The sequence below is a fragment of the Paludibaculum fermentans genome, from assembly GCF_051172195.1.
GTDB classification, from domain to species: domain Bacteria; phylum Acidobacteriota; class Terriglobia; order Bryobacterales; family Bryobacteraceae; genus Paludibaculum; species Paludibaculum fermentans_A.
Genome location: NZ_JBPJAQ010000001.1, coordinates 1,325,984 through 1,352,677, shown reverse-complemented (window position 1 = coordinate 1,352,677; position 26,694 = coordinate 1,325,984). Strand labels below are relative to the sequence as shown.

Below are 26,694 nucleotides of genomic sequence, written 5' to 3'. Positions count from 1 at the left end.
GACAGCTCTCTCAGTAGGGACTGATCGAGTGCGGCGCCAGTTCCGCGCTGCGCCCCAGCAGCTTCTCCACATCCTTGCGCAGCGGTCCCACCGCTTTGCTGAAAATCATCTTGTACGCCTGGCAGAAATAATCCAGGTCCTCAAACCGCCGGTTCACCCCGTGCCGCGTCTTGGGACATCCACCGTGACAGATCGTCTGGAACTCACACACCTGGCACTCCGGATGCGCCAGCGTCTTTTTCACCGCGAACGAATAGCGCTTCTGCCGCCGCGCGATCTCCGGGAACGAATCCAGATTCACATTCCCCAGCTTCCACGACGACTCGACGAAGAAGTCGCACGGATACACGTCGCCGTTGTATTCCACCACTACATAGCTGTCGCACGTCTCGTGCATCGTACAACTGCCGGGCTTCTGCCCCGCGATCGACTCCGCCAGATTGTCGAAAAACCGCACACGGATCCTGCGCCGCTCCGGCCACCACAGGTCGAAGATCTCGCACATAAATCGGCCGTACTCCTCCGGAGTGATCGTAAAGGGGAACGGCTTGCCCTCGGCATCAAACTCGGCCAGCGGAATGAACTGCATGTAGTCGATGCCCAACGACCGGTAAAACTTATAGATCTCCCGCGGCTTGTGCACGTTCGACTGGCTCAGCACGCACAGTACGTTGAAATCCACCTTCTCCTTCTGCATCGCCTCCACGCCGCGCATCACGTTCTTCCACGTGCCATGGCCCGCCTTGTTGAAGCGGTAGAGGTCGTTCACCTCTTCCGGGCCGTCCAGCGAAATGCCGATCAGGAATTTGTACTCGCGGAAGAGCTGCCCCCAATCCTTGTCGAGCAGCACGCCGTTGGTTTGCAGCGCATTCGACACCGACTGCCCGTTGCGGCCATGACGCTGCTGCAGGTTCACCAGCTTCTGGAAGAACGGTAAACCGGCCAAGGTTGGCTCTCCACCTTGAAACGCGAACGTCGACGCCGGGTAGGAGTAGAACAGGTAGTTGTCCACCAACCGCTCCAACGTATCGTCAGTCATCAGCCGCGCCGGCAATTCCTTGTACGGATCCGCATCGCGATCAAGATAGAAACAGTACGAGCAATCGAGGTTGCAAACTGCTGAGGCCGGCTTGATCAGCAGCGAAGTGATGCGCGGAGCCTGGCCCTGGATGGACGCGGTCGAATAACTGTCGTTCACGATCGCAAAGGGGTTCCCAGGCGTCATATGCTCGGAGTGTATCACTATGACTCCGGAAGGCCTCTCCGACCATATCCACGAACGTATGCTGGCTCTGGCCGATCCCGGCTTCGCCACCGGCCAGCGGCGCTTCTTCCAGCATGAGGTCGACACCTACGGTGTGCGCACGCAGCATCTCAACGCCCTGGTCCGCGAGGTCTATGCCGTCATCAGGGACTGGCCGTTGGCCGGCCGCAATACCCTTATGAAGCACCTGTGGGAAACCGGCAAGCTCGAATCGGGAACTCTCGCCTGCCACCTCTACCGCCGCTTCGCCCGGCAGTGCACAGCCTGCGAATTCCAACTCTTCGAACGCTGGCTCGACCGCTATGTCCACAACTGGGCCCACACCGACGGAGTCTCCTCCTGGCTGCTCGCCGCCTGCATCGAGAACGAACCCGAGCTGCGATTTGCACTGAAGCCCTGGACCACCTCTTTAAACCGTTGGAAACGCCGCGCTTCCGCCGTCTCTTTGCTGCAGGAGGCTAAGGCTGGCCGCCACACCGCCTACATCTTCGAGATCGCCAGCCTGTTGCTGCCGGACCGCGATGACATGGTGGAAAAAGGTATCGGCTGGTTGTTGAAAGAGACTTACCCCAAACGGCCGCGCGAGACCCACTCGTTCCTGCTGGAGAATCGCGAAATCGCCACCCGCCTCACCCTGCGCTATGCCGCGGAGAAGATGACGCCGGAACACCGGCAATCGCTGCTCGCATCTCATCAATCAACGCATCAATCGTGAAGGGCTTGGGAATGAACCGCCCCGGCAGCGCCTCGACGCGCGTCTCGTGACTGTAGCCGGACATAAACAATACCGGAATCTCGGGCTGTACCGCACGCATCCTGGCCACCATTTCGACTCCGGTCATATGCGGCATCACAACGTCTGTCAGCACCAGATCGAACGGCCGCCCCGCGAAAAGCTCCAGCGCCGCGGCGCCCGACGCTGCCGGTTGCACGTGAAAACCCGATCGCTCCAGCGCCGTCGCCAGAAACTCGCGTACCGCCTGCTCATCCTCCACCAGTAGTATCCTTGCGCCCGCGCCGGTCTCCACTGGCGCAGTCACCGCTTGATCAATCCGCTTTGCCGGGCCGGTCCGGGCCGGAAAATGGATCACGAATTGGGTGCCTTGGCCCGGTTCGCTGCGCACTTCGATCGCGCCCTGGTTCTGCCGCACGATCCCGTAGACAGTGGCCAAGCCCAGTCCGGTACCGCGGCCCGTTTCTTTGGTAGTGAAAAAGGGTTCGAAGATCTTCGGCAGCAGCTCGTTCGCGATTCCCTCGCCGGAATCCCGGAACTCCAATGTCACATGCGTACCCGGCAGCAGGCCGGTGAGCTCGCCCGTTTGCCCGCTCTCAAACTTGGAGAGATAGGTGCTAATCAGAATCCGTCCGCCACCCGGCATCGCGTCCTTTGCGTTCGCCGCCAGATTCACCAGAATCTGTGAGATCTGGCTCGGATCCGCCAGGATCACCGGCAGTTCGCTGCCCGGTTGGAAGTTGACCTCAATACGCGCTCCCAGCAGCGGCGGCAGCAATTGCAGCGTCTCCCGAATTTCCACATTCAGGTCAAGCAGCCGGGGCTGCGTAATCTGCCGCCGGCTGAAGGTGAGCAACTGGCGCGTCAATTCAGCGGCCCGCTCGGCGGCCTTTCTCACCTGCTCCAGCGAGGAGGCAGGGGACTGCCCGCGCCCCGCTTGATTCCTGGCAATCTCATTGAACCCGAGAATCGCCGTCAGCAGATTGTTGAAGTCGTGTGCCACCCCGCCGGCCAGGCGCCCCACCGCCTCCATCTTGCTGGTCTGGCGGATCTGCTCCTCCATCTCCTTGCGCTGCCGGATATCTTCCAGAAGCACGATGCAGTAGTCCGGTTGCCCGTCCGTGGTCAGGGCGATGGAGATCCGCGCCCGCGCCCATACCGCCTCCCCGTTCTTAGCCACGAAGGCACGCTCAAAATCGTGATGGCGCCTCTCGCCCATCACCAGATCAAACGCCCTCTGCCTCGCGACCCCGTGCTCCTTCGGATCCACGATGTCGAGATAATTCATCTCCCGCAGTTCTTCCCATGGATAGCCGAAGATCTCGCAGAACTTGTTATTCGCGAGGATGAACCGGCCCGTCGGCCAGACATGCGCTATGCCCAGCGGCGCCTCGGCGAACGTAGTGCGAAAGCGCCGCTCCATCTCGTCCACTTCGCGTACCCGGCGGCTGGCTTCGCGCTGCAGGTCCTGATTCCACTTCCAGGCTAGAACGATGCCTCCTCCGCACAGCGCGAGGATCAGCGACATGGTCACCCTGCTCATCAACGTCCACAGTAGGCTGAGCACCTGCAGGTTGCGCCCGATCCGTTCAGCCGAGCCCGAGTGAAATGTGGCCTCTAACCGTTGCCACATCATATCGGTGACTCCGAAGACAATCACCGCCAGAATCACCGCGCCGGCCAGTACACCCGCAAACACGGTGCGCGAGGAGACAGGCGCCCGGTTCAGGACGCCGAAGCTGCGCTGCTTCCAGCGCTCCACCGCGGGCGAACAGGTATACAGGATCAGCGCCGCCGCCGCCGCATCGATCAGCGAACCCAGCCACCACGCCTCCCACTGCGCCAGCGTCACCTGGGCCTGCGCATCGGTCAACTGGCTGAGAAAGAACGAACCCGAGGAAGCGACCAGTGTGCACAGCAGCGCGCTCATGAAATAGCCCAGTCGCGCGGCTGTATTGGTGAATTGGTAAGGGAGTCCGCTCAGGCGGTAGACAATAGCCAGAATCGTCAGCGCCGCCGCATCCGTCAGGCCGAAGGGAGCCAACCAGCGCAGCGGCAGGTGCACCGCCAGGCCGATGCCCGCACAGGCCGCAATCACCGGCAGTACGGCATACTCCAACCCAAACCAGAACATCAGCACGATGCCCAGCGCCAGGGGAGGGAAAACCGAGATGGGCCAGGTGCCAACCTCTACCCGGTTGAACGGCACCGCGCTCACATGCAGGCCATACACCCAACACAATCCGGTGAGCACCACGCATCCAGCCAGCAGTAGCAACGCGGGCCGTTGGCGCCACAGGCCACATTGGAACAACATCCACACCGGCACTGGCGCCCAATTGCCGTGGGCCGCAGGATCCGGTTTACTCGCGGACGCTGGCTCAGGATGACTCACAACGGTTCAATCGGCTGCTTCAGCGGAATCTGCACACCGGAACGCCAGATAAGCGCCCCGGTGTGCCGTTCGGATCATGATACCCGAAGCTGCCGGTTTCCGTTGCTTAGAGCGGAAGAATCTCTTCCCGCAGCGGATCGAAGTTCAGCCGCCTCTTCTGCACATAGCTGATGTTGCCCAGGTGTGAGGCCATCGCGGAACGGTGTCCCGTGTACACATCGCAGTTGGGCCGCTGCCGCGTCTTGCAACACTCCAGGAAGTTCTTCACATGGTCCAAGGTGAAGTCATATTTCGGCCCCATCACTTCCACCGGCTTCGCTCCACGCTCCGCACTGGTGTACTCATACCGCCGCCGGTCGATGTACAGTTTGCCCTTCGTGCCGCAGAACTCGATACCCTCGCCGCGGATACCCGGCGCCAGGGTGGCTTCGAACGTCGCCGTGAACTCGTTGCCATACTCCAGCAGGACATTGATCGTATCCGGAGCCGTGCGGCCGTCCTTATAGCAGTACACGCCGCCCGCGGCCACGCCGGAGGTCGGCGCGTCGGTGCCCATGAACATGTGCACCACGTCGATCCAGTGCGTCATCAGGTCGGTCACCTGGCCGCCGCCGAAATCGAGGTACGCGCGCCAGTTCCAGAACTGCTGGGGATCCCAGTCGCGCCACTTCACCGGACCCAGGAACCGCGCCCAATCCAGGTTCGACGGCAGCGTCGCCAGCGACGGCGGAGCCTTCCGCAGGTGGTAGCCGTTCCCGTGCCACCATGTGCGCACCAGCGAGATCTTGCCCAGCACGCCTTCGTCGATATACTTCTTCTTCGCCTCGATATAATGCGCGCCGGAGCGCTGCTGCAGGCCCACCTGGCATACCCGGTTGTTCACCCGCGCCGCCTTCACAATCAGCGGACCTTCTTCCATCCGCAGCGTCAGCGGCTTTTCGACATAAACGTCCTTGCCTGCGTTCAACGCATCGATGGCTACAGTCGAGTGCCAGTGGTCGGGCGTGGCGATCAGAACCGCGTCGATGCCCTTCTCTTCCAGCAGTTGGCGGTGATCCTTGAAGCCCTTCGCGCCCGGCGCCATCCTCTGCGCCCGGTCGATCATCTCGGCGTAAACATCACACGCCGCCACCAGGTTCGTGTCGCCGGTCTTCAGGAAGTTGCTCATCACGCCGCGGCCGCGCTCGCCGGCGCCGATGAGGCCCATGTTGATCTTGTCGTTGGCGCCCAGGATCCGGGAATAGGAGAGAGCCGACCAGGCGATCGCAGCCTGGCCGGCGGAGCGCAGGAACGCTCGCCGCGCGTGAGTCTGACTTGGCATGCAGGAATTATATCCCCGGAGCACCCCTTCCGGCGGACCGATCTGCGGGTTCGTTCACGCAAATTTGTAATCGGTTCACGGAGTCCGGAAGCGCTGCCAGGCACTTGGAACGAGAAGCAGCGCGACGGTGCAGCCACATCCCCTTTGAACGGTACACAAGATAGCCACGAACCAACCTTGAGAAGACTGACCGCCCACTCCGATACAATCATCCTTCGGAGATTCCCCTATGCGTATCCTGCTGTCCTGTCTATTGCTGGCCCTGCCCCTGGCCGCGCAAACCCTCCAAATCACCAAAGGAGCCGCCGAATACCAGGTCTACCAGCGCGGTCCCGGCAATACCGCCGCCATTCACGTCGAAGGCTCCGCCCAGGGTGCTGCCGGAAAAGCCGTCGAAGCCCGCCTGGTCGCCGCCGGCCTGCCCGCCAAAGACCTCGACTGGAAACCCTCCGGCAAAGCCACCGCCACCGCCTTCACCGCCGAACTCCCCAATGTCCCCACCGGCGGCCCGTACCGCCTGGAATTGCGCGTGGCCGGCGGACCCGTCACCGCCGTCTCCAATCTCCTCGTCGGCGACCTCTGGCTCCTGGCCGGCCAGTCCAATATGGAAGGCGTCGGCAACCTCGAGAACACGCCGCTGCCCAGCGCGCAGGTCAACTCCCTGGATATGACCGACATCTGGGTCACCGCCACCGATCCGCTGCACCGCCTGCCCGATTCCAACGACCGCGTCCATTGGCGCGTCAATGCCCAGCGCCAACCCGAGAAACTCGAAGGCGAGGCCCTGGCGAAGTGGATCGCCAACCGCAAAAAGGGCGCCGGCCCGGGGCTGCCGTTCGCGCTGGAAATGGTCCGGCGCACCGGAGTGCCCATCGGCCTCGTCCCGTGCGCCCACGGCGGAACTTCCATGGAACAGTGGAATCCCGCACTGAAGGATAAGGGCGGCGACTCCCTCTACGGCGGCATGGTGCGCCGCTTCCAGTTGGCCGGCGGCAAGATCAAAGGGCTGCTTTGGTATCAGGGCGAATCCGACGCCTCCCCCACGGCCGCGCCGCTCTTCGCCGAAAAGTTCACCAACCTGATCGCCGCCGTCCGCAAGGACTTCAACCAGCCCGACTTACCGTTCTACTACGTCCAGATCGGCCGCCATACCAACTTGACCAATCAGAATGAGTGGAATCAGATCCAGGACCTGCAGCTCAAGCTCGAGTCGAAGATCCCCAACGTCGGCATGGTCACCTGTGTGGATTGCGAACTCGACGACGGCATCCACGTCGGCACCTCCGACCAGCCGCTGCTGGGCCACCGCCTCGCCAATCTGGCCACCGGCGAAACCCGCAAGGGGCCCCGTCCTGTCTCCGCCCGCGCGAAGGACGGCATCATCCGCGTGGACTTCGCCGAAGTGAACGGCCGCCTGAAACACGCAGGCCGCCTCTACGGCTTCAGCGTCCACGATGCCGCCGGCGCTTTTGCTCCAGTCATTTACAGGCAGCGCGTCAGTGCCGACGATCCGAACGTGGTGGAGTTGCTATTCGGCGGCAAACTGCCGGAAGGCGCCACGCTGCGCTACGGCGTGGGCCGTGATCCCTATGTCAACCTGCGGGATGAAGCCGGCATGGCTGCCCCGGCGTTCGGACCCATGCCGATCTCACAATGATTTGAGCCATTGGGCGGTGGACGCCAGGTCCGCCGCTTTGTACATCAGGGATCCGGGGACCAGCCCATCGGCTCCGGACGCCCGCAGCAATGGCGCCGTCTCCTGACGAATACCCCCATCGGCCACCAGGCGGATGGGGGTTTCGTCGATCAGGGACTTCATCGCCGTCACCCGGTCGCACGCCCGCTCGTCCAACCCGCAACCCTTCACGCCCATTGCCGTACCCATTAGAACTACGGTATCTACCTTTGTTTTGAAAGGTCTGACGAGTTCCACCGGAGTGTCCAGCTCAAACGAGATACCGCCAGCCTTGCCTCGGGATTGCACCCGCTCCAGCACCTGCCAGACTCGTTTGCCAATCTCAATCGGGACCGTCACCCGGTCCACCCCGGCATCCAGAAATGCGTCCAGCAGATCCATCGGCCGTGTCGCCATCAGATGCAGGTGAAAGGGGACCCGCGTCAGTTCCCGAATCCGGGCCACGAGGTCAGGAAAGAACAACAGGGACGGGGCGTAATGCCCGTCACAGGCGTCCAGGTGAAAGGAGTCCGCAAATGGCTCCATCCGGGCAACTTCCTGCTGCAGGTTGGCGAGGTCCGCTGACCATAGCGAAACGTCCAACCATAGATTCTCAGTCAAAGACCCCATGCTACATTCAAAGTATCACGATGAAGTGTTTGCCCCTCTTTGCCACGATTTTCTGCGGTGTTCTGTTCGCCCAAGCCCCTCCCGCCGAACCGAAGCCCGCCGCTCCCGCCGAAGCTACCCCCTCTCTAAAAGACGACAATGTCGTTGTCGTCATTGAGGGCAAAGAGTGGAAACGATCTGATCTGGAGCACCTGGTAAAGGCGCTCGGCGGCAGGATTCCGAATCAGTACTACTCCGACAAGCGGGCCTTCCTCCGGACACTCGCCACCATGGCGAAGTTTGCCAACATGGCCGAAACCTCGGGCATGGACAAGGTGGATCCGCACAAATGGCGCCTGATGTACAACCGCCAGTTGTACTTGGCCCAAGTCTTCATGGCTGCCCAGGAAACGGCCACCCTGGTGCTACCGGCGGATCAGAAGGCGTACTACGAAGCCCACAAAGCCGACTATTCCAAGGCAAAAGTGAGGGTCATCTACCTCGCTTTTAACGACACGCCCGTGACTGCCGGTGACCCGAAAGCGAAGAAACCGAAAACCAGCGCCGAGGCCGAGAAGCTGGCGAATCAGGTGATACAATTAGCTCGCGGTGGGGCGGATTTTGCGCAGTTGGTCCAGAAATACTCTGACGACGCCGATTCCAAAGCCAAAAACGGCGAGTTCCCGGTCATCCAGCCGGCCGACAATTCGTTGCCTGTCCAGATCAAGTCTGCCGTTTTCGCCCTCAAGCCGGGCCAGATTTCCGATGCTGTACGCCAGACCGGTGGGTTCTGGATCTTTCGTCTCGATGAGTTTGTCACTTCACCCTTCGATGAAGTCCGCGACGACATCTACCTGACGATTCAAAGGGAGCGTTTTCAGCAGTGGATGGAAGGCATGCAGAAGAGCCTCGACGTCCAGTTCAAAGACGACAAGTACTTGGACTACAAGTCTCCGATCGAGTAGCCAAGCAACTGCTGCGTCTCCCTCATTTCGAGGGCAAACCGGTCAACATCACATGGCAGCATGAATTGAGAGCCTACCGCGGCCGGTTACACTCCGGTGAAGGGCCCGGTGAGCAGGTTCATGCCGCCAGTTTTCTGCGCAAAAGGGAATTGGTTCTCGATAGCTCCCTCAAACGCGACTCGATTGAACTGGCTCGGATTCTCACACACGAGATGTTTCACTTCGTCTGGTGGCGCCTCGGCAACCCCAACCGGCTGGAGTGGCAGGCGATCCTCGAAGATGAGTTCGCCCGCGGCGCCGTGGGTGAACTCGGCTGGTCCTCTGAAGCCCGCAAAAAACGTCTCAGCATGGAGGACCGCCACGACCATACCCGGCTCTGGCGCGACTACATTTGTGAGAGTTTCTGCGACACAGCCGCCTGGATCTACAGCGGGGTCCCTGAACATGAAGAGTTTACCTTGAAGCCCCGCTTCCGCAAGACGAGGCGGCGCTGGTTCGACCAACTTACCAGTCACCATGGGGGCGCACTGCGCATCTAGTTGGTAGAATCGCCTTTAGGACCCTATTGAATGACATCTTCCTGGAAGCGCAGCGCCGCCACGCTCGCAGTCTTTGTGGTCACGATGGCGGGTTGTGCTTCTCAGGCTCAAAAAGGCCTGGAAAAGCCGCCCAGCTCCAAACCGGCCAGTACCCGCAATCCCGCCCCGAACTTCACCCTCAAGGACGTTGACGGCAAACCCATCACCCTTGCCGACTACAAGGGTAAGGTCGTGCTGCTCAACTTCTGGGCCACTTGGTGCGGCCCCTGTAAGATCGAGATCCCCTGGTTCATCGAGTTTCAGAAAACCTATAAGGATAAAGGCTTTACCGTGATCGGTGTGGCTCTGGACGACGAAGGCTGGGAAGTGGTTAAGCCCTACATCTCGGACAAACAGGTGAACTATCCGGTCGTTACGGGCAATGCGTCCGTCGAACAGCTCTATGGCGGAATTGACGCCCTGCCCACCACGTTCATCATCGACAAGGAAGGCCGCATTGCCAATACGCATGTGGGGCTGATCAGCAGAAAAGAGTATGAGAGCGACATCAATGAACTGCTTCAGTAGGTTGGCCGGAATCGCGCTCTGCGCCTCCTTCGCCTTTGCCCAGGCGCCCTCCACCGGTGTGCTCACCGTCACGGAACCTGCCAAGCTCATTGTGAAGCGGACCGAGAACCCCGCCTTCGAGCTCAAACTCTCCATTCGCCCCGGCTATCATGCCAACTCCAATACCCCCACTGAGGAGTACCTGATTCCCTTCAAACTCACCTGGGAACCGGGCGCCCTCGAAGTGGCGGAGATCATCTACCCCAAAGCCAAACTGGAAAAGTACGATTTCGCCGCCAAACCCATCTCCGTCTTCGGCGGCGATTTCTCGGTGGTAACCAAGTTCAAGCGGGCCGCCAATCCGGCGCTCGGCCCGGGTTACATCACCGGCAAGCTGCGCTATCAGGCCTGCAACGACAAGATGTGCCTGCCGCCCAAGAGCGTCGAGATCAAACTGCCCATCCTGATGCAGTGACCCGCCGGTTGATCGTTCGCCCGGGCGCCATCGGCGATACTATCGTCTCCTTACCCGCTCTTGAACACCTCTGTACAGAATCCACAGAGCTGTGGGCGCCATCCGTCAATCTTCCACTTCTCAGCCACTTAGGTGCCACACGCACCCTCGTCTCCACCGGCCTCGACGCCCTCCATCTGGCCCAACCCACTCTCGACTGTCTCGCCGCATTCGACGACATCGTCTCCTGGTACGGCGCCAATCGCGAGGACTTCCGAGCCCAAGTGGGCCATCTCCCCTTTCGCTTTTTCACCGCCCTGCCGCCCACCGGTTCCCCCCTGCACGCCGTCGACTATTACCTGGATCAGGTCGGCGCGCCGCTCGGCGCAAGCCCCCGCTTGCCCATCGAGCACCGGCCCGCGGGCTTCGCGGTCATTCACCCTTTCTCCGGTGGGAAATCTAAGAATTGGCCGCTGGCACGCTTCCAGGAGGTTGCCCGCCTACTGCAGCTCCCGGTCCACTGGTGTGCCGGTCCCGAGGAGTCCCTCGATGAAGCTTTTCGTTTCCAAGACTTAGGGGATTTGGCTCGCTGGCTGAGCACTGCCAGTCTCTTCGTCGGCAACGACAGCGGGATCGCCCACCTGGCGGCCGCCTGCGGTGTCCCGGTCGTGGCCGTCTTTGGACCCACCGATCCCGCCGTTTGGGCCCCGCGCGGCCGGCATGTCCGCATTGCCGCCTGGGATTGGCCGCCGGCACGCGTCGCGGCCGAGGCCTCCGACCTGCTTACTGCTTCGGCTGAAACCCGATCCCGGTGAGAATCATGCCCAAACGACGGTTGTCGCCCGGCGGGCTGAACTCCTGGTCGATGCTCAACACCACCGTCGCCGTGTCACCCGGCGCGGTCAACGGCCCGGTCTCCAGCGTGTAGCTCTCCGGCTTCGGAACGGTCTGCTTCACGACTTCAACTCCATTGAGGGTGAGTATCACCGTTCGTCCCGGAGCCCCATCAGGGATGTACACCTTTGCCATCAGGGGTTGGGGGGTAGCTGGTGGCTTCAACAGAAACACCGCCCGCCCGCTCATCCAACGCCACTGTTGGTTTTCCAGGTTATAGACGCCGCTGACGAGCTGATGCTCGGCCGCCACAGTCGACATGGGTAGCCAGGAAAGCTCCGGTTTCTTCTCTACAATCAGCGACTTCGTGACAATATCCACCGGCGCGTCGCTGAGATCGAAAGGCCACAAGCCGAAAGCCACACTGGAGTAACCCGACCGCGAGCCAAGGCCGACGAGCCGCAGCGGCAAGGTGGGCCGGATCTCCGCACGCATCTGTTCCACCGCCTGCCCTCCGCCGGTGGTGTACGGAATCTGGTCCGACAGCTGGCTGCCGATCAGGATATCGCCCGGCCGCAGTGTTTGCCCTCGGGTCACCGTCAGCGCGCCTTCGGCTTCCGTATAGAACCTCAGACCCCACTCGCTATTCACCCACACCCGGTGGTTGGCGGTGTCCTTCATGGCCGCCGCCGCGAACTTCCGGTAACCATCCCAGTGCTGGTAGTTCACCGAAGCCAGCCCCAGCCCCAAAGCCAACTGCAGGCCAAAGATCAGCCACAACAACCGGGGCTTCGCGGCGTAATAGCGCGCCACGAGAATCGCAAACGGAGCCGCCAGCGGCAGCAGATACCGCGCCGATCCTGCAAAGAACAGCACCAGCGCCGCTGCGTAGAAGATCGCCACCCAGGCGCTGAGAAACCGGTCGCGGCTACGCAACAGCGCCCACAGCCCCAGCGGGGTGAACATCACTGCCAGGTGGCCCGTCAGCCCGATGGCGCTGCGCACCTTCATCTCGCTGCTCTGGAACTTATATGTCTGAAAATGCTGGCCCAGCACCAGAGCCGGATACTGGCCGCTGGTGATCCGCTCAAAGCCCTGGTAGCCCACGAACCCAAGTACGGGCACGGTCAGCAGCCACCAGTTCCTGCGCAGCGTCCCTTGCTGCCAGAAATACAGGCCCAGAATCGGGATCAACACCACCGACTGATAGGCCATCAACGAGCAAGCCGCCAGCGCCAACCCGGCGCTCTTCGGGCGGTCGTACACCACCAAGGCCACGGTCAGTACCCAAAAGGCGAGAAACGGCAGGTCCGATTCCAGCGAGGTCGCATTCACCAGAAACGCCGGCACCGCACAGAAGAGTAAGGTTGCCTCCACCGCTCGCTCCGGCACAAACCGCCGGGCCAGGGCGAGCATTGAGAGCGCCGCGGTCAAAGCCAGCAGAAAATAAACGGCGTGGAATGGCACCTCGCGAATGTCACCCACGAGAGCGAGGATCCCCGCCAGCAGCCAGGCGTCCCCCGGTGGATGCGAGTGGCCCCGCATACTCATGGGAATCCCCAGGAAAACATACTCGGCGTGGTGGGGATGCAGCGGGTCGATCTGCGCGTGCTGCGCGGCTGCCAGGTAGTAGTAATCGTCGCCCTGGATCGCCTGATTCCAAAAGGGCAGGCTCACCAGCAGCACAAACAGGGTGACCAGGAGTGCTTGCTTCCGCAAGTAATCAGTGTACCCCTGCTCAGCGCAGGACAGGCGCGTTCAGCCAGGCGCCGAATGCCTTCAACACCGGCCAACCCTCCGGCCGCTCATAGAGTTGGACGAACGCACGCGGATACTCCACTGCCGGCGACCTGGCACCGGTGGGGGTGCGCGGATCCACCAGCCAAATCGGCCGAGGTGCGATCACCTTGACCAGGTCCGGCAAATCGAAATCCAGCAGCACGCCCGGGATCGTGATCTCGGCCAGATTGGAATGCAGGTGGCTTTGTGTGCCCACAAACCAACTGGTGATGGTGTCTTCCGCCATTACCCGGGCGACGCGCGGCTCCAGTGCCGTAAACAGCAGCGCAGCCACTCCGGCGTTACCTCGACCCCACACGGAGATGTTCTCGGGATCGACCTCGGGGTCGGCCGCCAGGTCGTAGAAAGCACTGGTCAACTCGCTCACACGCCAGGCTAGAAGCGACCGCCCGTTCAGCCACTCTTTCGCGGCAGCCTGGTAGGCCGCGCTGTATCCACCTGAATCACCCTGGGGAAGAGGAGAATTCACCACTCGCAGGACATACCCGGCCGCCCTCAATTCCGCCAGGTCCACCTCCGGTACGCCCGAAGTGACCATGCCTGGCCGGCTGCCGCGCGGCGCCGTCCGCGCGATCAGATGAAGCGGTGCCGGCGCAACCCGCCGCAGGATCAACTCCCGGAGTTGCTGGGGATTCGTGGCCGACTGCGCCTTGCGCGCGGGATAGAGTCTCTGCGCCAGCGCCCGGTTCATCGAGAATACCGTCTCGCTTCCAAAGGACGGCGCCAGTTGACCCGTAGGCGTCACCCACAGCAAACTCTCCGGCTCAGTATCGATGGAATCCTCGTGCACTTCGGCATCGACACCCTTTAAGTACTTATCCAGAAAGCGGTAAGCCGCCTCGCGCCGCGGCTGCGACCAGCCGTGCGTATCGTCGAACTCAAAGAACGAAACCCGTCCCGGAGCGTCCACCGACTCGTAGTGACGCGCCGCCGCTGCAAAGGTTGCCCGCGCTCCTGCAATTGGAAAAAAGTCCCGTGTGGCGGAGGTGACCAGGAACGGTTTCGGAGCGAAAGCCTTAATGAAATCAACAAAGTCCAGACCCATGTTGAGAAAGCCGGGCAGGACCTGCTCAGCATCCTGAGGCCCCGGGCCCTCCATCAGTTCGCGCCATTGCGTGATGTAGCAGGAGGAAATCGCCGCCGCCAGCCTGGGTTCGAACACCGCCAGGTAGGCGGCCTGGGTTCCACCGCCGGAGTTGCCCGCCACAGCGATCCGGGCCGGATCCACCTCTTTGCGGGTCAGCAGGTAATCCACAGCGCGGACCCCATCCCAGATGAAGTAACGGGCGATGGAGGTGCCGGTGAGCAGGCACTGTACCCCGGCCGTGATGTGCTCTTTCACCCCGGGACCCACCCGGGACAGACCCAGTTCGGGATCGAAATACTCCAAGCGCTCGCCTTGACCCGGAGGATCGTAGGCAAGCACGACGTAGCCGCGCCGGGCGAGGGTAATCCAGACTTTCTGGTAGGTGGGATAGGCCTTGCCGCTGTCCGCATGTCCCGCCACACCCAGAACCGCCGGGAACGGTCCTTCCGACCCGGTGGGTATGTACAGGTTGGCGGTGACCCGAAAGCCGGGCAGCGACTCGAAAAACAGCTTCTCGACACGGTACCCCTGGCGCTCGAAGCTGCCCGTCACGCGCGCATTCAGGTCCGCCCGGACGTCCGGCAGCCCGCCGATCGACTGCGCCATTTTCGCCCTGATTTCGTCCGGCGGCTGGAGCAGGGCCAGCAATAGCACGAGGGAGGTCATTGTGCCGGAATTGTAGCTCATCCCGCCGGATGAGGCGACGCAGGCAATCCCCAGCGGACGAAGGGTATTGTCTGGAAGGAAGTACTGTCGGAAATCGCACTCAAAGTGTAAGGGTTGCCTCAAAAGGACCACTAAAACCGCCTTGCATCCCCATATCTCATTGATTCCAGGTGGAAATCGATTGGCACGGCGATTGCCATTGAGAAGGGTAGGAGGCACCAATGAATCTGTCGATCAGGACACACGGCATCGAGTTGACTGGGGAACTGCAGCAGTATGTTGAACGGCGGATCGGCTTTGCCCTGGACCGTTACGAAACGCGGTTGGCCGAGGTGGTCGTTTATCTGGACGACACCAATGGTCCGAAGGGCGGGGTGGATAAGCTGTGCCAGATCACGGCCGAACTGCCCGGATTGGAACGAGTGAAGATCCTGGAGCAGAACGCGACCTTTGCCGGCGCTGTCGATGGCGCGGCACGGCGCTTGGGTTATCGAATTCAACAGTCTCTGCGCAGGCGCCGGCCGGAAGACGCCGCACACCGCCTGCATCGCCGTGCTGCTCGTTTAGAGCAGGTGGGAGGTGCCGTTTGAGCTGGCCGTTCAACCCACCCCTGTTGGTGGTAAGCGAAGATCGCGTCCTGCGAGGAGAACTCGCTCGGGTCCTGACCAAGCAAAGCTGGGATGTACTCTGCTTCGCTGATTGGGAACATGCCGCCCAGGAGCTGCCTCAGGCGGCGGGCGGCATCCTGGTTACGGATCATTCCTGGAGCCAGGCCGTCAATGCTGCGCGGCAATTGGATCCGCCCGCGTTGGTCGTAGCCGTTTGCGATGGCCCGCGCCACATCAAGGAAGCCAAGGACGCAGGTGTCTACGACACGATTGTGAGGCCCTTTGAGGCCATGGAGCCAGCCTGGACCGTTGCCTGTGCGTGGCATTTCGCCTCAAGCCAGGCAGAAGCACGGTCCCAATGCGACGCCGCCTGAAATCGTATTACTCCGCCATCGCCGTGACACCGGGTTACTCCTTCTCCCCGGCCGTCACGGCGGGCGGTCAAATTCTGGAACTGAAACATGGGCCGCCCGCGGAGGCGGCCCACTTTTTGTTTGAGCTGAATTCAGCTCCCTGTCCAGGCCATCCCATGGGCACAATATAAGGAAGTAACGGCCATGGTGACCGACACACGATATGTATGGGTGCAGCGCTCGGCTGTCGTTCTCGCCGCGTTTTCCATCGCGGCGCTGCAGGCTACCGTGCCGCTGGAGCGCGTCAACTGGCATTTCGTGCTGCCCCGTCTGTTCTATGTCGCCATCCTGTTTTCAGCCGTACATGATGGTTGGCGCGGTGGCCTTGTCACCGCCGGCCTCTGCAGCGGCCTGATCCTCTCCCTCAAGCAGACCGACACCATGCTCCACCACGCCATGGAGAGCGTCGTGTTCTGCTTTGTCGGAACCGGCACCGGCATCCTGACGGAACGGCTGAACGCCGCCTACCAGAAGATCCAGGAGACGTCCGAAGCGATGAAGCGGGCTGAGCGCCTGTCGGCCATTGGGCAACTCTCCGCCGGACTGGCGCACGAAATCCGTAACCCGCTGGCGAGCATCGCTGGAGCGGCGCAGATCCTGAGCCGCGCACCCGCCCTGGACGAGAAGCAATCGCGCTGCGTCACCATCATCGGGCAGGAATGCGCCCGCCTCGACGGCCTGCTGACCACCTTTCTCAATTTCGCCCGGCCGCGGCCGCCCAAGATGGGCCAGGCGGCGCTGGAACCCCTGCTGGAAAACGTGGCCGCGCTGGCGGAACATCGCGTCGGCCGCCGCGGCATCACCATCGAACGCCGCCAGCAGGGCAAGATCCCGTCGCTTTACTGCGACTCCGAGCAACTGGAGCAGGTGCTGTTAAACCTGCTCATCAATGCCGTGGAAGCCAGTCCGGATGGCGCGGCAGTCGTCCTGGAAGCCGGTGCGGACCGCCGCAACGTCTGGATCCGGGTCCGCGACGAGGGCTCCGGCGTCGCCCCAGGCGATATCGACAAACTATTCGACCCATTCTTTACGACTAAGGAGAACGGAACAGGCCTCGGCCTGCCCGTGGCCCACCAGATTGTGGGCCAGATGCACGGCTGGCTGGACGCACGCCGCAATCCCGGAAAAGGGATGACCTTCAGTGTCCATCTGCCGCTGCAACGAAAGGGAGTATGACTGCACAGAGCATTCTGCTGGTGGACGACGATGCGAATCTCAGGTGGGTGGTGCAAACTCAATTGGAGGACGCCGGTTATTCCGTGCTGACGGCCGGCACGGCCGAAGAAGCGCTCACCCTCGCCGCGAACGATCCTCCCGCTCTCGTCCTGACAGACCTGCGCATGCCCGGCCTCTCCGGCCTGGACTTGCTGCGCCGGCTGCGCGAGTCCAATCCGGATCTCCCCGTCGTGATCATCACCGCCTTCGGCACCATCCAGAACGCCGTTGAGGCCGTGAAGTCCGGAGCGTATGACTATCTCACGAAGCCCATCGACTTCGAGGAGTTGAACCTGCTGGTACGCCGCGCGCTGGAGCATTCGCGGCTGATTGAAGAGGTCCGCACCCTGCGCACCAACCTCGATCGCAAGTACGGTTTCGAGAGCATCATCGGGCAGTCGGAGACCTTGCTGACCGTGCTGGACATGGCGTCGCGCGCCGCACAGACCAATTCCACAATCCTGATCCGCGCCGAGACCGGCACCGGCAAGGAGTTGCTCGCGCGGGCCATCCACCAGAACAGCCCGCGCAAGGAACGTGCTTTTGTCACGATCAACTGCGGCGCCATCCCGCGGGACTTGCTGGAAAGTGAGCTGTTCGGGCACGTGAAAGGCTCTTTCACCGGAGCTGTGTCCCACCAGCAGGGCAAGGTGGAGCTGGCCAGCGGGGGCACCCTTTTCCTGGACGAAATCGGCGAGCTCCCGATGGAGGTGCAGGCCAAGTTGCTCCGCCTCATCCAGCAGGGTGAGATTGAAAAGGTGGGTGCGGCTACGGCCAGCCGCGTCGACGTTCGCATCATTGCCGCCACACATCGCAACCTGCAGGCCATGATCGAGGACGCGGCCTTCCGTGAGGACCTCTACTACCGCCTGGCGGTCATCCCGCTGGAACTGCCTCCGCTGCGCGAGCGCGCCGAGGACATCCCCGAGCTGGTCCAGAGTTTCTTCCTCAAATCGAAGGAAAAAGTGGGCCGGCCCGACCTGAATCTGCCAGGCAGGCTGATCCCGTTCTTTCAGGGCTACCGCTGGCCCGGCAACATCCGCGAATTGGAGAACATCGTCGAGCGCATCGTCGTGCTGTGCCGCGGCAACACCATCACGGAAGAGGACTTGCCGGAGATGATCCGCAAGGCGCGTCCGTCTGCGGCCGCCGTCAGCCTCGACCTGCCCGCGCAGGGCCTGAGCCTGGATTCGGTGGAGAAGGAACTGATCGTGAAGGCGCTTGAGATGTCCAACTGGAATCAGACCCACGCCGCGCGCTATCTCGACATCAGCCGGAAGACGCTCATCTACCGTATGGAGAAGCACGGCATCCGGCGTAAGGGCACAGACGCGGGCCCCGGTTGATTACAGTAAAAGAGATCCTATGGTCTCTAAATTCTTACTGCTTCTCTGCGCACCCGTGCTGCTGGCCGCCGACCTGCCCAAGGTGGACCTGCACATCCACCTCCACGGGGAAGACCACAACACACCGGAAATGAAACCTGCCGATGCCGCCGCCCTTTCCCGCAAGCTGGGCGTCCGCTTCGGAATCCTGGCCGAAGGGGGCTGCCGCGGCGACATTCACGACAACCAGACGCTGGGTGAGTTCCTGGGAGAAGTGCGGGACCAACCGCTGTGGCGCGGTCTCCAGGTCTACGGCTTTGACTGGGCGACCTGCCTCTCCGCCGACCTGCGCGGCCAACTCGACTACATCGCCGCGGACGCGCTCGTCTTCCCCGACAGGAGCGGCAAGAGCATCTGGCTCTGGCTGCCCAATATCGAAGTGGGCGAAGCCCAGGACTTCATGGACCGGTACGTTGCTTTCAACGAGCGTGTACTGTCGCAGCCGATCCAGATCTGGGCCAATCCGACCTATGTCCCCGAGAAGCTGAAGTCGCAATACGACGCCCTCTGGACCACTGCCCGCATGGACCGGTTGATCCAGGCCGCCGTGCGCAACCATGTCGCCATAGAGATCAATGCCCACTTCCAGGTGCCGAGTGCCGCGTTCATCCGCCGTGCCAAAGCCGCCGGGGCGAAGTTCTCCTTCGGCTCCAACAGCCACGTCAAGGGGATGGGCGAGATCGACTACTGCCTGCGTATGGCACAGCAGTGCGGTTTGACCGCAGCCGACATCTATGTCCCTGTCCGCCGGTTGATCCACTAATGGAAATGGGCCGGAGGCGCGCGCCCCCGGCCCATTCCGGCAATCTCCAGCAGGCGCTAGATCGTCATTGCCATGTAGCCGCCGTCGACACGCATAATCGAGCCCGTCACGAAGCTCGATGCCTTGTCGGAAGCCAGATACACGGCTGCGCCCACCAACTCCGAAGCTTCGCCGAAGCGGTTCATCGGCGTGTGCTTCATGATGGACGCCACGCGCTCGTCCGTCAGCAGCTTACGGTTCTGTTCGGCCGGGAAGAAGCCCGGCAGGATGGCGTTGACGCGCACGCCCTGGGTCGCCCACTCGCGGGCCAGGAACTGCGTCACCTGGTTCACGCCGCCCTTGGCCACGGAATAGGTGAAGACCTTCGACAGCGGCGGGCCGGACGAGGCCGACGAGATGTTGATGACCGAGCCGCCCTTGCCGGGTTGCACCATATGCTGGCCGAAGACCTGGCAGGCCAGGAAGACACTGGTGAGATCTACATCCAGAATGCGGTGCCACTCCTCTTCGGTGATCTCGAAGAACGGGGTGCCGGAGTTGATCCCGGCCGCATTCACGAGGACCTCGACATGGCCGAGTTCCGCCAGGATCGCGTCCAGCGCGGCCTGCAGGTCGGCCTTCTTGGTCGCATCGACTTTGACGCCGATGGCACGGCGGCCCAACTCACGAACCTGCGCGGCCCGCGCGTTCGCCGCGTCCAGATTGAAATCGAGGATGGCGATGTCGGCTCCGGCACGGGCCAGTCCAAGGGCCATCTCGCCGGCCAACACGCCGCCGCCGCCCACAATGGCGGCTACTTTCCCGGAAAGGTCAAAAAGATCGGACATTCTCAAACCTCAACTTTTCTTTGCTGTGGATAGGTTATCGCAGCCGGAGGGAGGGTTAAAAGCGGAGCCGCAGCACCAACTGGACAGAGCGGGAACCGCCGGACTGGAAGACCGGAGCCAGTCCACTGCCCGGGCTGCCCGTACCTAGCATCAGGTTCAGCATCGAAGTGGACTGTCCAAACAGCGGGCTGGCCAGCGTTCGCACCGGGTCGCCGAAGTTCGGATGGTTCAGGAGATTGAACGCCTCAGCCCGCATCTCGAGTGTCTGGCGGCGGCTCAATCGGAAATCGCGGCGCACGGCGAGATCCATCTGCGACATTCCGAAACCGGTGATCGCATTCCGCCCCAGATTGCCCTGTTTAGTCGTCCCCGTGGTTTGGAAGGCCGCCGCGTTCAGCCGCCTGCCGCCTGCCGCGGTGGGATCGTTTAGCCAAACCGGCACACCCGGCAGCAGGTTGGGCCGGAATGCGTTCGAGAAGCTCAAACCCATCGCGTACTCCTGGTTTACCACCGTGATGGGGAAACCGCTGCGCGCCCGGTAGATGCCGTCGAGCGTTACGCCCCGCATTACCCTCGGCGCGAAGGTGAAGGCCGCCGTAAACGAGTGGCGGACATCGAAATCCGAGGAGCCCCGGTTGCTGCTGCCCACCGTGGCCGCGTTCACCAGGAACAGGGCCGCGTCGCTGGAACTGTCGTCAATCGAGTGAGCCCAGGAATAGGAGACATGCGCCTGCAGGGCGCGCGCCATCCGGCGCCGGTACTGAACCAGCAGGGCCCGGTAATCCGACGAGGCGTGATTTGTGGAGAGGACCGTCCGGATTAGCTCGTTTCCCCCCAGCGTGCCGTACTCGCGCCGCACCAGCCACTGGCCCTTGGCGAACACATAACTGGCGGAGAGCAGGTTGTTCAGCCCGAAGGCCCGCTCCACGGAAAGATTCCCCTGTTGCACGCGCGGCAGGCGGACATTGTTGTCGAAGCCATACTGCAGGATTGTCGTGAACGGCGCCGAGGACCCGCTGGTGAACTGCTCCATGTTCAGTGGACCTCCATTGACAAGATCCGTAGCCAAGCTGAGGCTCGAGTCGTAATAGGAACCGTACGCTGCGCGGATCACCATCTGCCCGGCGTGGCCCGGCCGCCAGGCCAGCCCGGCTCGCGGCGCGATGTTGGTATACCGCATGGGCCAGATTGCTGAGCTGGGACTCGTGCTGGGCGTTCCGCCGAACGGATTCTCGGTCAGGTCCTTGGTCGTTGGCGCCGGCGCCAGTTCCCAGCGGACACCAGCCGTGAACGTCAGGGTGCGGTGGATGCGCCAGGTGTCCTGGAAGAACAGCGAGGACTCCAGCAGGCGTCCGGCCCGGCTCTGCTGGGTGGACGAGGCTGTCCAGAGATTGCGGCTTTCCACCAGGTCCTCGAGGCTCTCGGCGATGATGCTGAAGCTGCCGTCCACATCGCGGCGCGAGGGATCGAGTCTCCGTAGATCGCCGCCGAAACGGAACTGGTGTGCGCCGCGGATCAGGTAAGCGCTTGGTACGATCTGCCACTGCCCCTGGCGCTGCACGCTCTCCGCGCCGGAAACTGTCTGGCCCACGCCGGCGATGGAGAACCGGTACAGGTAGTTGCAGGCGCTCTTGGTCGGCAGAAAGGTGCTTGCTACCGCGTTCATCGTGCAGCCGGCCGAATCCGTCGGATCCGCCGGACGCCAGACGGAGTGGGCCTCAATCCGGGCGAAGTTCATTCGCAGGTCGAAGACGGCGTCTGGCCTGGGCCGGAAGTTGGCCGCCCAGGTGATGGTTCTCGAATCGATGTCCAAATCGCTGATTTGCGAGCTGCCGAAGCGGCTGGACGAAGGCGCTTCCTGGAAGCGCGCGAACAGGGTGATCTTCTGGGTCAACGCATGGTCCAACCGCGCGCTCCCGTTGTCCGAATGAGCGGGCCGGCTGATCCGTCCGGTCCACTCGCCGATGTTCTGGTCAAAGTTCCGGCCATTCGGCAGCGGGAAGAGTTCCAGTACCGGACGAACCCAATTCTGCACCTTGCCGCGTAGTTGCGCCGTCGGTACGGCCTGCATCCAGGAGGTGGGCTGCAACAGCCTCAGCCCCTCGTAGTTGAGAAAAAAGAACGTGCGGTCGCGCAGCAGCGGGCCACCCAATGCTCCGCTGAAGTCATTGACCCGCAAGGGCGTCCGGCCCTCTCCCGGCTTGTTCATGAACCAGTCGTTGGCCGCCAGTTTCTCGTGGCGGAAAAACTCAGTGAGCGCACCGCGGTATTCGTTCGAACCGGAACGGCTGCTGAGCGAGACTTGTGCTCCGGGGTAGCGCCCAAACTCGGACCCCGTGGAAGACGTCTGCACCACGAACTCGTTCAGGGAGTCGAGGGCGATGATGCCTGCCATACCGCCGATCGCGGTCATGGACGGCAGTGTTCCACCGGTGGTCTGGGCGGGCAGGCCGCCGCCAATCACGCTGGAGTTCGCGCTGACGCCATCTACCGAAAAACCGTGGGTATTAGGCCGTTGGCCATTCGTGGTGAACTGGCCGGCCTCTCCACGCGTCGCCGGGGTCACCACAGTGCCGGGCGCCAGCTCCAGGAGACTGAGGATGCCCCTGCCGTTTAGTGGAAGATTTTCAATGGGTTGGCGGCCAATCAGGGTACTCACCGAGGTCTCCTCGCGGCTCAGGCCGCTTGGAGTGTCCTCCACCGTGATCGTCTCCTGCATGCTGCCGATCTGCAGGTTGAAATCGACCCGCGCCGCCAGCGCCACGTCTAACTTCACGCCGAAGCGGACCAGGGTGCGGAACCCATCCTTACGGACCATGACTTTGTAGAGGCCCGGTTGGAGCGCGGCGACCAGGTAGGTGCCGTCGGAGTGCGTCATGGTCACACGCCGGAAGCCGGTGTCCTCGCTGGAGACACTGACGATCGCGCCCGGTACGGCGGCGCTGGAGGGATCAGTAATCTGCCCGGAGAGATGCGTGAGGGTTTGCGCCGTCAGGGGGGCGAGTACGAAACAAAAGGCAAACAGCGCGGGCGGCGGGCAGTGTCGCATGGCTGGCGAACTTTTCTACTGCACCTCCCGGGCCATCTTCTCGTAGCTTTCAGCCTGGACCATCAGGTCGGCCAAACGGGCCAGCAGGTCACCGGGAATCGACTCAGCGGGACGCGCCGCGGGCGTCGCTGCCAGCGCCCCGGCCAGCAGCAAATCCACCTGCCGGCTGGTGTTGAAGAGTTGCTCCGTCGCACTTTGCCAGGGACCGGCGCCCAGCGCGGTGGCGGGCCGCGCGTCCACCCTCGGGGCCACCTTGCGCAATGCGGGCGCCAGCAACTTCTGCAGCGTGGCCGCCTGGGCCAGCACAGCAGCCGCATGATCGTGCCGCAAGCCGGCGAGCAGGCTGCGTTCCTCTCCAGTCATACTATTTTCTATATTTGTAGGATATCTCTCGGCCAAGCGCCGTAGAGCGTGCATGCGGGCCATCAGATCATCGCCGGATTCCAGCGCCCGGTCCGCCACATTGGTGAAAGCGGCCCGGCCGCCCAGGGCCGTCTCCAGGCGCCCCTGCAACTGTTCGATCTCGGGGCTGATCGAATTGCCAGAATTCGACAGATGTCGTTCCAGCTGCGCCGCGCTCACACTGCCGGCGTCATTGAACTGCAGCCGCACCCGGGGTAAGGCGTCAAGGGCAGCATGCAACTCCTGCCGTCGCTCGGCGGGCACCGCGACACCAGTCACTTCCACCGCCGGGCCGTTCCGCGTCACTTCCAGGGGCTGATCCAGATCCGCCCCAATCCCGCGCAAGGCTTTGAAAACAAGAAGTTCGTCATGCAAAGTGGCAGGCTGTGCCGGAGCCTCAGGCCCGGGCGGGAGCGCGCTTGGCTGCGGCGTGCCGACGCCTGACACTACAGAAGTAGAATCGGCCGCGGGCAATTGCTCGGCGGCAACCGCCTGGATCTCAATAGGCTCATGATTCCGGAACTCCAGCAATCCTGACGTCGGTTCCAGATCCGAAGCCCGCAGGGTGAGGGAGGCGGCAATCAGTTCGCCGGATTCTGTGGTTGTCCTGATCCGGTGGTACCGGCTCTCCGGAGCGGCGGCGTCCATCGTGGATGTCAGTTCGTCGTGCCGGGAGGAGAGTTGCGACCGCCAACGCTGGAAGGTCCTGGCGCTGAGCGGATCGTCCCAATCGTAATTGGCCTGCCGGAACAGTGCTTCAATCGGTTCCAGATCTTTATTTTGTGTAGCCTGCAGTGGGGAGCCGATCACTCGGGTGAGCGTCGCGCTTTTGGTTTTGATCCTCACGCGGCGCACCTTGGCCGGTCTCGATTCAGCGGAAGCGACCGCGCGGCGCAGCAGGCTGGCCGCCTGAACCGCGGGCAGTTGCCATGACTGCCAGACGAGCAGGGCGACCAGGGTGGTAGCGATGGCCGCATAGGAAGTCCGCCGAACCGTCCACGCGGCGGTCATCCAATTCGAAAAGCGGGCGAACCAGGTTTGCCCGGCCGTCTTTTCTTCAATCCTCTCGAATTCTCTATAAATGTCGAACCAGGGCTCAGGGGGAGCGGGATAACCAGCTTTGAGAACCACTTCCTTATATTCGACACACGCGTTGACGGCCTTTTGGGTCTCTTCCAGCGCCGCGCGGCACTGCCAGCAGGCGGCCAGATGGGCACGCAGTTGCTTCTCTTCCCGGCCGGTGACCTCACCGTCCGCGAATCGCAGCCATTCGCCATCACTGGGGTGGCCGCTCAAATACCCTGAGCGGTCGTTGACACTACTCATGTCGCACCTTCTTCAGCCGGGCGATTGCACGCCGCAAAAACTCACTCACCGTCGATGGACTGATCCCTAAAATGGCTCCGATCTCCGGGTAACGCAGACCTTCCATTCTCAAGTGCAGGCACCGCTTCTGTTGCTCAGACAATCCTTTCAAGGCTTCGTGCACGCGGCTCATCTGCTCGCGTTCGATCACGCTACGCTCCGGATTCAACGCGGTATCCACGAGATTGACGCCCAAGTCTGGATCGTACACGGCCCGGGCATTCTCCCGGGACCGCACCCTAAGCCCTAAGTTATGGGCAACACGAAAGATCCACGCCCTGTCGTTGCGGATCTCTTCCCCTTTGCGGAGCGTGGTGTAGAGACGTAAAAACACCTCCTGAGTCACCTCCTGGGCTTGGGGTGGATGCAAGCCGAGGGTCATCAGGTAGCGATACACGTCGTCGCGAGCCTCTTCAAACAATTTGGCCACCCGGCTTTGCATCGCCGGTGTGGATGGTGTGGATGACAAGATCCCTGCCCACTCTTCTCTGAATGCGTCGGAACCCATTTCAGTCTGACCCGGGGGAGCGTACCTCAAACGGGTGTCGCCCTGCAGCGGTGTCACTCCCAAAGACCACCGACTGGGTCACTCTACTACACCCCTGTGAAAAAATGCCTCGCCTATCGGCCTGTCTAATTTTTTTCGCCGGTCTGTAGTCGAAATTGCCCCTGTCCGGGTCTTCGAAACAGGAAATCTTACGCGAACAGGAGCATGGATGCGACTGGATTCGGTCACCGTCACCATCGTCACCTATAACAGCGCCCGAGTCATCGAGCGCTGCCTCGACTGTGTCCTGGCTCAGGACTACGGTTCGCTGGATGTGGTTGTGGTCGACAATGCCTCCAAGGATGCCACCCGGCACATCCTGGCGGGCTATGAGGGTCGTATTCGCGTGATCTACAACCCCAGGAACACTGGCTTCTCCGCCGGCCAGAACCTGGCAATCCGCGCCAGCCGTTCCGATTGGGTGCTCACCCTCAATCCCGATGTCTTCCTGCTGCCGGACTTCGTGACCCAACTGGTGGATGCCGCACGGATCGACCGCAAGGTGGGTACGGTCTGCGGCCGCTTGTTGAGGATCCAATCCGATGGCTCGCCGCTGCATGAACGGCGCATCGATTCGGCGGGTATCTTCTTTACTTCCACCGCCCGGCACTTCGACCGCGGTTGGAACGAACCTGACGATGGACGCTACCGCCAGACGGAGTATGTCTTCGGCGCCTGCGCTGCCGCGGCTCTCTACCGCCGCAAAATGATCCTGGACATTGCCCAGTCGGACGGCTTCTTCGATCCCGACTTCTTCTCCTATCGCGAAGATGCCGACGTGGCCTGGCGCGCGCAGTTGCTGGGCTGGCGCTGCCTTTACGTACACACCGCCGAGTCGTACCACGTCCGCCGCATGTTGCCCGGCAATCGCAACAGCGTACCCGCCGTGCTCAACATGCATTCGGTGAAGAACCGCTTCCTGATGCGCGTGAAGAACATGACCGGGGACCTCTACCGTAGAATCTGGTTCCCGACGACGGCTCGTGACGTTCTTATTATCGGAGGGTGCCTGTTCTATGAGCCGAGTTCACTCTCCGCGTTCTGGCACACACTGACATCCCTGCGCCGCGCGATCAACAAGCGACGAGACATCATGGCCCGCCGCCGGGTCACGGATGACTATCTGGCTGGCTGGTTCCAACAGCATGCTACGGCCCAACCTGTACCGGAGGCGGCTGTTTCCGAGGTTTACCGATAACGGTCTATGCAGTGCCGCTCCCGCGGCCCCCACA

Annotated in this window: 23 protein-coding genes; 13 read left to right on the top strand and 10 right to left on the bottom strand. The window is 62.2% G+C overall.

What is annotated here, in order from left to right:
- Positions 1-10: 10 nt before the first annotated feature.
- Positions 11-1,225, bottom strand: coding sequence for an anaerobic sulfatase maturase (locus ACR9Y2_RS05480; RefSeq protein WP_435040051.1), 1,215 nt, complete (start codon positions 1,223-1,225; stop codon positions 11-13).
- 19 nt (positions 1,226-1,244) lie between these two features.
- Between ACR9Y2_RS05480 and ACR9Y2_RS05475 the strand changes: the two genes are divergently transcribed.
- Positions 1,245-1,979: a DNA alkylation repair protein gene (locus tag ACR9Y2_RS05475; protein ID WP_435040050.1), complete on the top strand. Its 735-nt coding sequence runs from the start codon at positions 1,245-1,247 to the stop codon at positions 1,977-1,979.
- Here the strand turns inward: ACR9Y2_RS05475 and ACR9Y2_RS05470 are convergent.
- Both ACR9Y2_RS05470 and ACR9Y2_RS05465 read right to left on the bottom strand, forming a co-directional pair.
- On the bottom strand, positions 1,894-4,314 hold the full coding sequence (locus ACR9Y2_RS05470) for an ATP-binding protein (protein ID WP_435040049.1): 2,421 nt from the start codon (positions 4,312-4,314) through the stop codon (positions 1,894-1,896). The genes ACR9Y2_RS05475 and ACR9Y2_RS05470 overlap by 86 nt on opposite strands.
- A gap of 184 nt (positions 4,315-4,498) precedes the next feature.
- Positions 4,499-5,713: a Gfo/Idh/MocA family protein gene (locus ACR9Y2_RS05465; protein WP_435040048.1), complete on the bottom strand. Its 1,215-nt coding sequence runs from the start codon at positions 5,711-5,713 to the stop codon at positions 4,499-4,501.
- A 229-nt stretch (positions 5,714-5,942) separates the two neighbouring features.
- Between ACR9Y2_RS05465 and ACR9Y2_RS05460 the strand changes: the two genes are divergently transcribed.
- Positions 5,943-7,370 (top strand): sialate O-acetylesterase, encoded by a 1,428-nt coding sequence (locus tag ACR9Y2_RS05460; protein WP_435040047.1) that lies wholly within the window; start codon positions 5,943-5,945, stop codon positions 7,368-7,370.
- Here ACR9Y2_RS05460 and ACR9Y2_RS05455 read toward each other — a convergent pair.
- Positions 7,362-8,009, bottom strand: a complete 648-nt coding sequence (locus tag ACR9Y2_RS05455; protein WP_435040046.1) for a ribulose-phosphate 3-epimerase — start codon at positions 8,007-8,009, stop codon at positions 7,362-7,364. The two genes, ACR9Y2_RS05460 and ACR9Y2_RS05455, sit on opposite strands and share 9 nt — an antisense overlap.
- 29 nt (positions 8,010-8,038) lie before the next feature.
- On the opposite strand from ACR9Y2_RS05455, the gene ACR9Y2_RS05450 reads away from it, so the two are divergent.
- From ACR9Y2_RS05450 to ACR9Y2_RS05430, 5 genes are all read left to right on the top strand, one after another.
- Positions 8,039-8,962: a peptidylprolyl isomerase gene (locus ACR9Y2_RS05450; protein ID WP_435040045.1), complete on the top strand. Its 924-nt coding sequence runs from the start codon at positions 8,039-8,041 to the stop codon at positions 8,960-8,962.
- A 65-nt stretch (positions 8,963-9,027) separates the two neighbouring features.
- Positions 9,028-9,501, top strand: a complete 474-nt coding sequence (locus ACR9Y2_RS05445; protein WP_435040044.1) for a hypothetical protein — start codon at positions 9,028-9,030, stop codon at positions 9,499-9,501.
- Positions 9,502-9,531: 30 nt separating this feature from the next.
- A complete protein-coding gene (locus tag ACR9Y2_RS05440; RefSeq protein ID WP_435040043.1) occupies positions 9,532-10,068 on the top strand; it encodes a TlpA family protein disulfide reductase in 537 nt (178 codons plus the stop codon).
- Positions 10,052-10,522 carry a protein-disulfide reductase DsbD domain-containing protein gene (locus tag ACR9Y2_RS05435; protein ID WP_435040042.1) on the top strand — a complete coding sequence of 157 codons (471 nt, stop codon included), beginning with the start codon at positions 10,052-10,054 and terminating at the stop codon, positions 10,520-10,522. Before ACR9Y2_RS05440 ends, ACR9Y2_RS05435 begins: the two co-directional genes overlap by 17 nt.
- Complete coding sequence (locus tag ACR9Y2_RS05430) at positions 10,519-11,316, top strand: glycosyltransferase family 9 protein (protein WP_435040041.1); 798 nt, start codon at positions 10,519-10,521, stop codon at positions 11,314-11,316. The genes ACR9Y2_RS05435 and ACR9Y2_RS05430 overlap by 4 nt, the downstream gene beginning before the upstream one ends.
- On the opposite strand, the gene ACR9Y2_RS05425 is transcribed toward ACR9Y2_RS05430, so the two are convergent.
- Positions 11,285-13,054, bottom strand: a complete 1,770-nt coding sequence (locus ACR9Y2_RS05425; protein ID WP_435040040.1) for an ArnT family glycosyltransferase — start codon at positions 13,052-13,054, stop codon at positions 11,285-11,287. The genes ACR9Y2_RS05430 and ACR9Y2_RS05425 overlap by 32 nt on opposite strands.
- Positions 13,055-13,073: 19 nt before the next feature.
- A complete protein-coding gene (locus ACR9Y2_RS05420) occupies positions 13,074-14,888 on the bottom strand; it encodes an alpha/beta hydrolase family protein (RefSeq protein WP_435040039.1) in 1,815 nt (604 codons plus the stop codon).
- 221 nt (positions 14,889-15,109) lie between these two features.
- Between ACR9Y2_RS05420 and ACR9Y2_RS05415 the strand changes: the two genes are divergently transcribed.
- From ACR9Y2_RS05415 to ACR9Y2_RS05395, 5 genes are all read left to right on the top strand, one after another.
- A complete protein-coding gene (locus ACR9Y2_RS05415; protein WP_435040038.1) occupies positions 15,110-15,478 on the top strand; it encodes an HPF/RaiA family ribosome-associated protein in 369 nt (122 codons plus the stop codon).
- Entirely contained in the window at positions 15,475-15,870 is a 396-nt protein-coding gene (locus ACR9Y2_RS05410; protein ID WP_435040037.1) for a hypothetical protein, read from the top strand. Before ACR9Y2_RS05415 ends, ACR9Y2_RS05410 begins: the two co-directional genes overlap by 4 nt.
- 183 nt (positions 15,871-16,053) lie before the next feature.
- Positions 16,054-17,085 (top strand): two-component system sensor histidine kinase NtrB, encoded by a 1,032-nt coding sequence (locus tag ACR9Y2_RS05405; RefSeq protein WP_435040036.1) that lies wholly within the window; start codon positions 16,054-16,056, stop codon positions 17,083-17,085.
- Positions 17,082-18,470: a sigma-54-dependent transcriptional regulator gene (locus tag ACR9Y2_RS05400; protein WP_435040035.1), complete on the top strand. Its 1,389-nt coding sequence runs from the start codon at positions 17,082-17,084 to the stop codon at positions 18,468-18,470. The genes ACR9Y2_RS05405 and ACR9Y2_RS05400 overlap by 4 nt, the downstream gene beginning before the upstream one ends.
- A gap of 19 nt (positions 18,471-18,489) precedes the next feature.
- Positions 18,490-19,272, top strand: coding sequence for a hypothetical protein (locus tag ACR9Y2_RS05395; protein ID WP_435040034.1), 783 nt, complete (start codon positions 18,490-18,492; stop codon positions 19,270-19,272).
- A 56-nt stretch (positions 19,273-19,328) separates the two neighbouring features.
- Here the strand turns inward: ACR9Y2_RS05395 and ACR9Y2_RS05390 are convergent, their stop codons facing one another.
- Genes ACR9Y2_RS05390 through ACR9Y2_RS05375 form a run of 4 tightly spaced genes read right to left on the bottom strand, consistent with a single transcriptional unit; the run spans position 19,329 to position 25,423 of the window.
- Positions 19,329-20,099, bottom strand: coding sequence for an SDR family oxidoreductase (locus ACR9Y2_RS05390; protein WP_435040033.1), 771 nt, complete (start codon positions 20,097-20,099; stop codon positions 19,329-19,331).
- 55 nt (positions 20,100-20,154) lie between these two features.
- The gene (locus tag ACR9Y2_RS05385) at positions 20,155-23,148 is read right to left on the bottom strand and encodes a carboxypeptidase regulatory-like domain-containing protein (protein WP_435040032.1); all 2,994 of its coding nucleotides are present in this window, start codon (positions 23,146-23,148) and stop codon (positions 20,155-20,157) included.
- Between the two features lie 15 nt (positions 23,149-23,163).
- On the bottom strand, positions 23,164-24,876 hold the full coding sequence (locus ACR9Y2_RS05380; protein WP_435040031.1) for a zf-HC2 domain-containing protein: 1,713 nt from the start codon (positions 24,874-24,876) through the stop codon (positions 23,164-23,166).
- Entirely contained in the window at positions 24,869-25,423 is a 555-nt protein-coding gene (locus tag ACR9Y2_RS05375) for an RNA polymerase sigma factor (protein WP_435040030.1), read from the bottom strand. The genes ACR9Y2_RS05380 and ACR9Y2_RS05375 overlap by 8 nt, the downstream gene beginning before the upstream one ends.
- 208 nt (positions 25,424-25,631) lie before the next feature.
- On the opposite strand from ACR9Y2_RS05375, the gene ACR9Y2_RS05370 reads away from it, so the two are divergent.
- Complete coding sequence (locus tag ACR9Y2_RS05370; protein WP_435040029.1) at positions 25,632-26,660, top strand: glycosyltransferase family 2 protein; 1,029 nt, start codon at positions 25,632-25,634, stop codon at positions 26,658-26,660.
- The last annotated feature ends 34 nt before the right edge of the window (positions 26,661-26,694 follow it).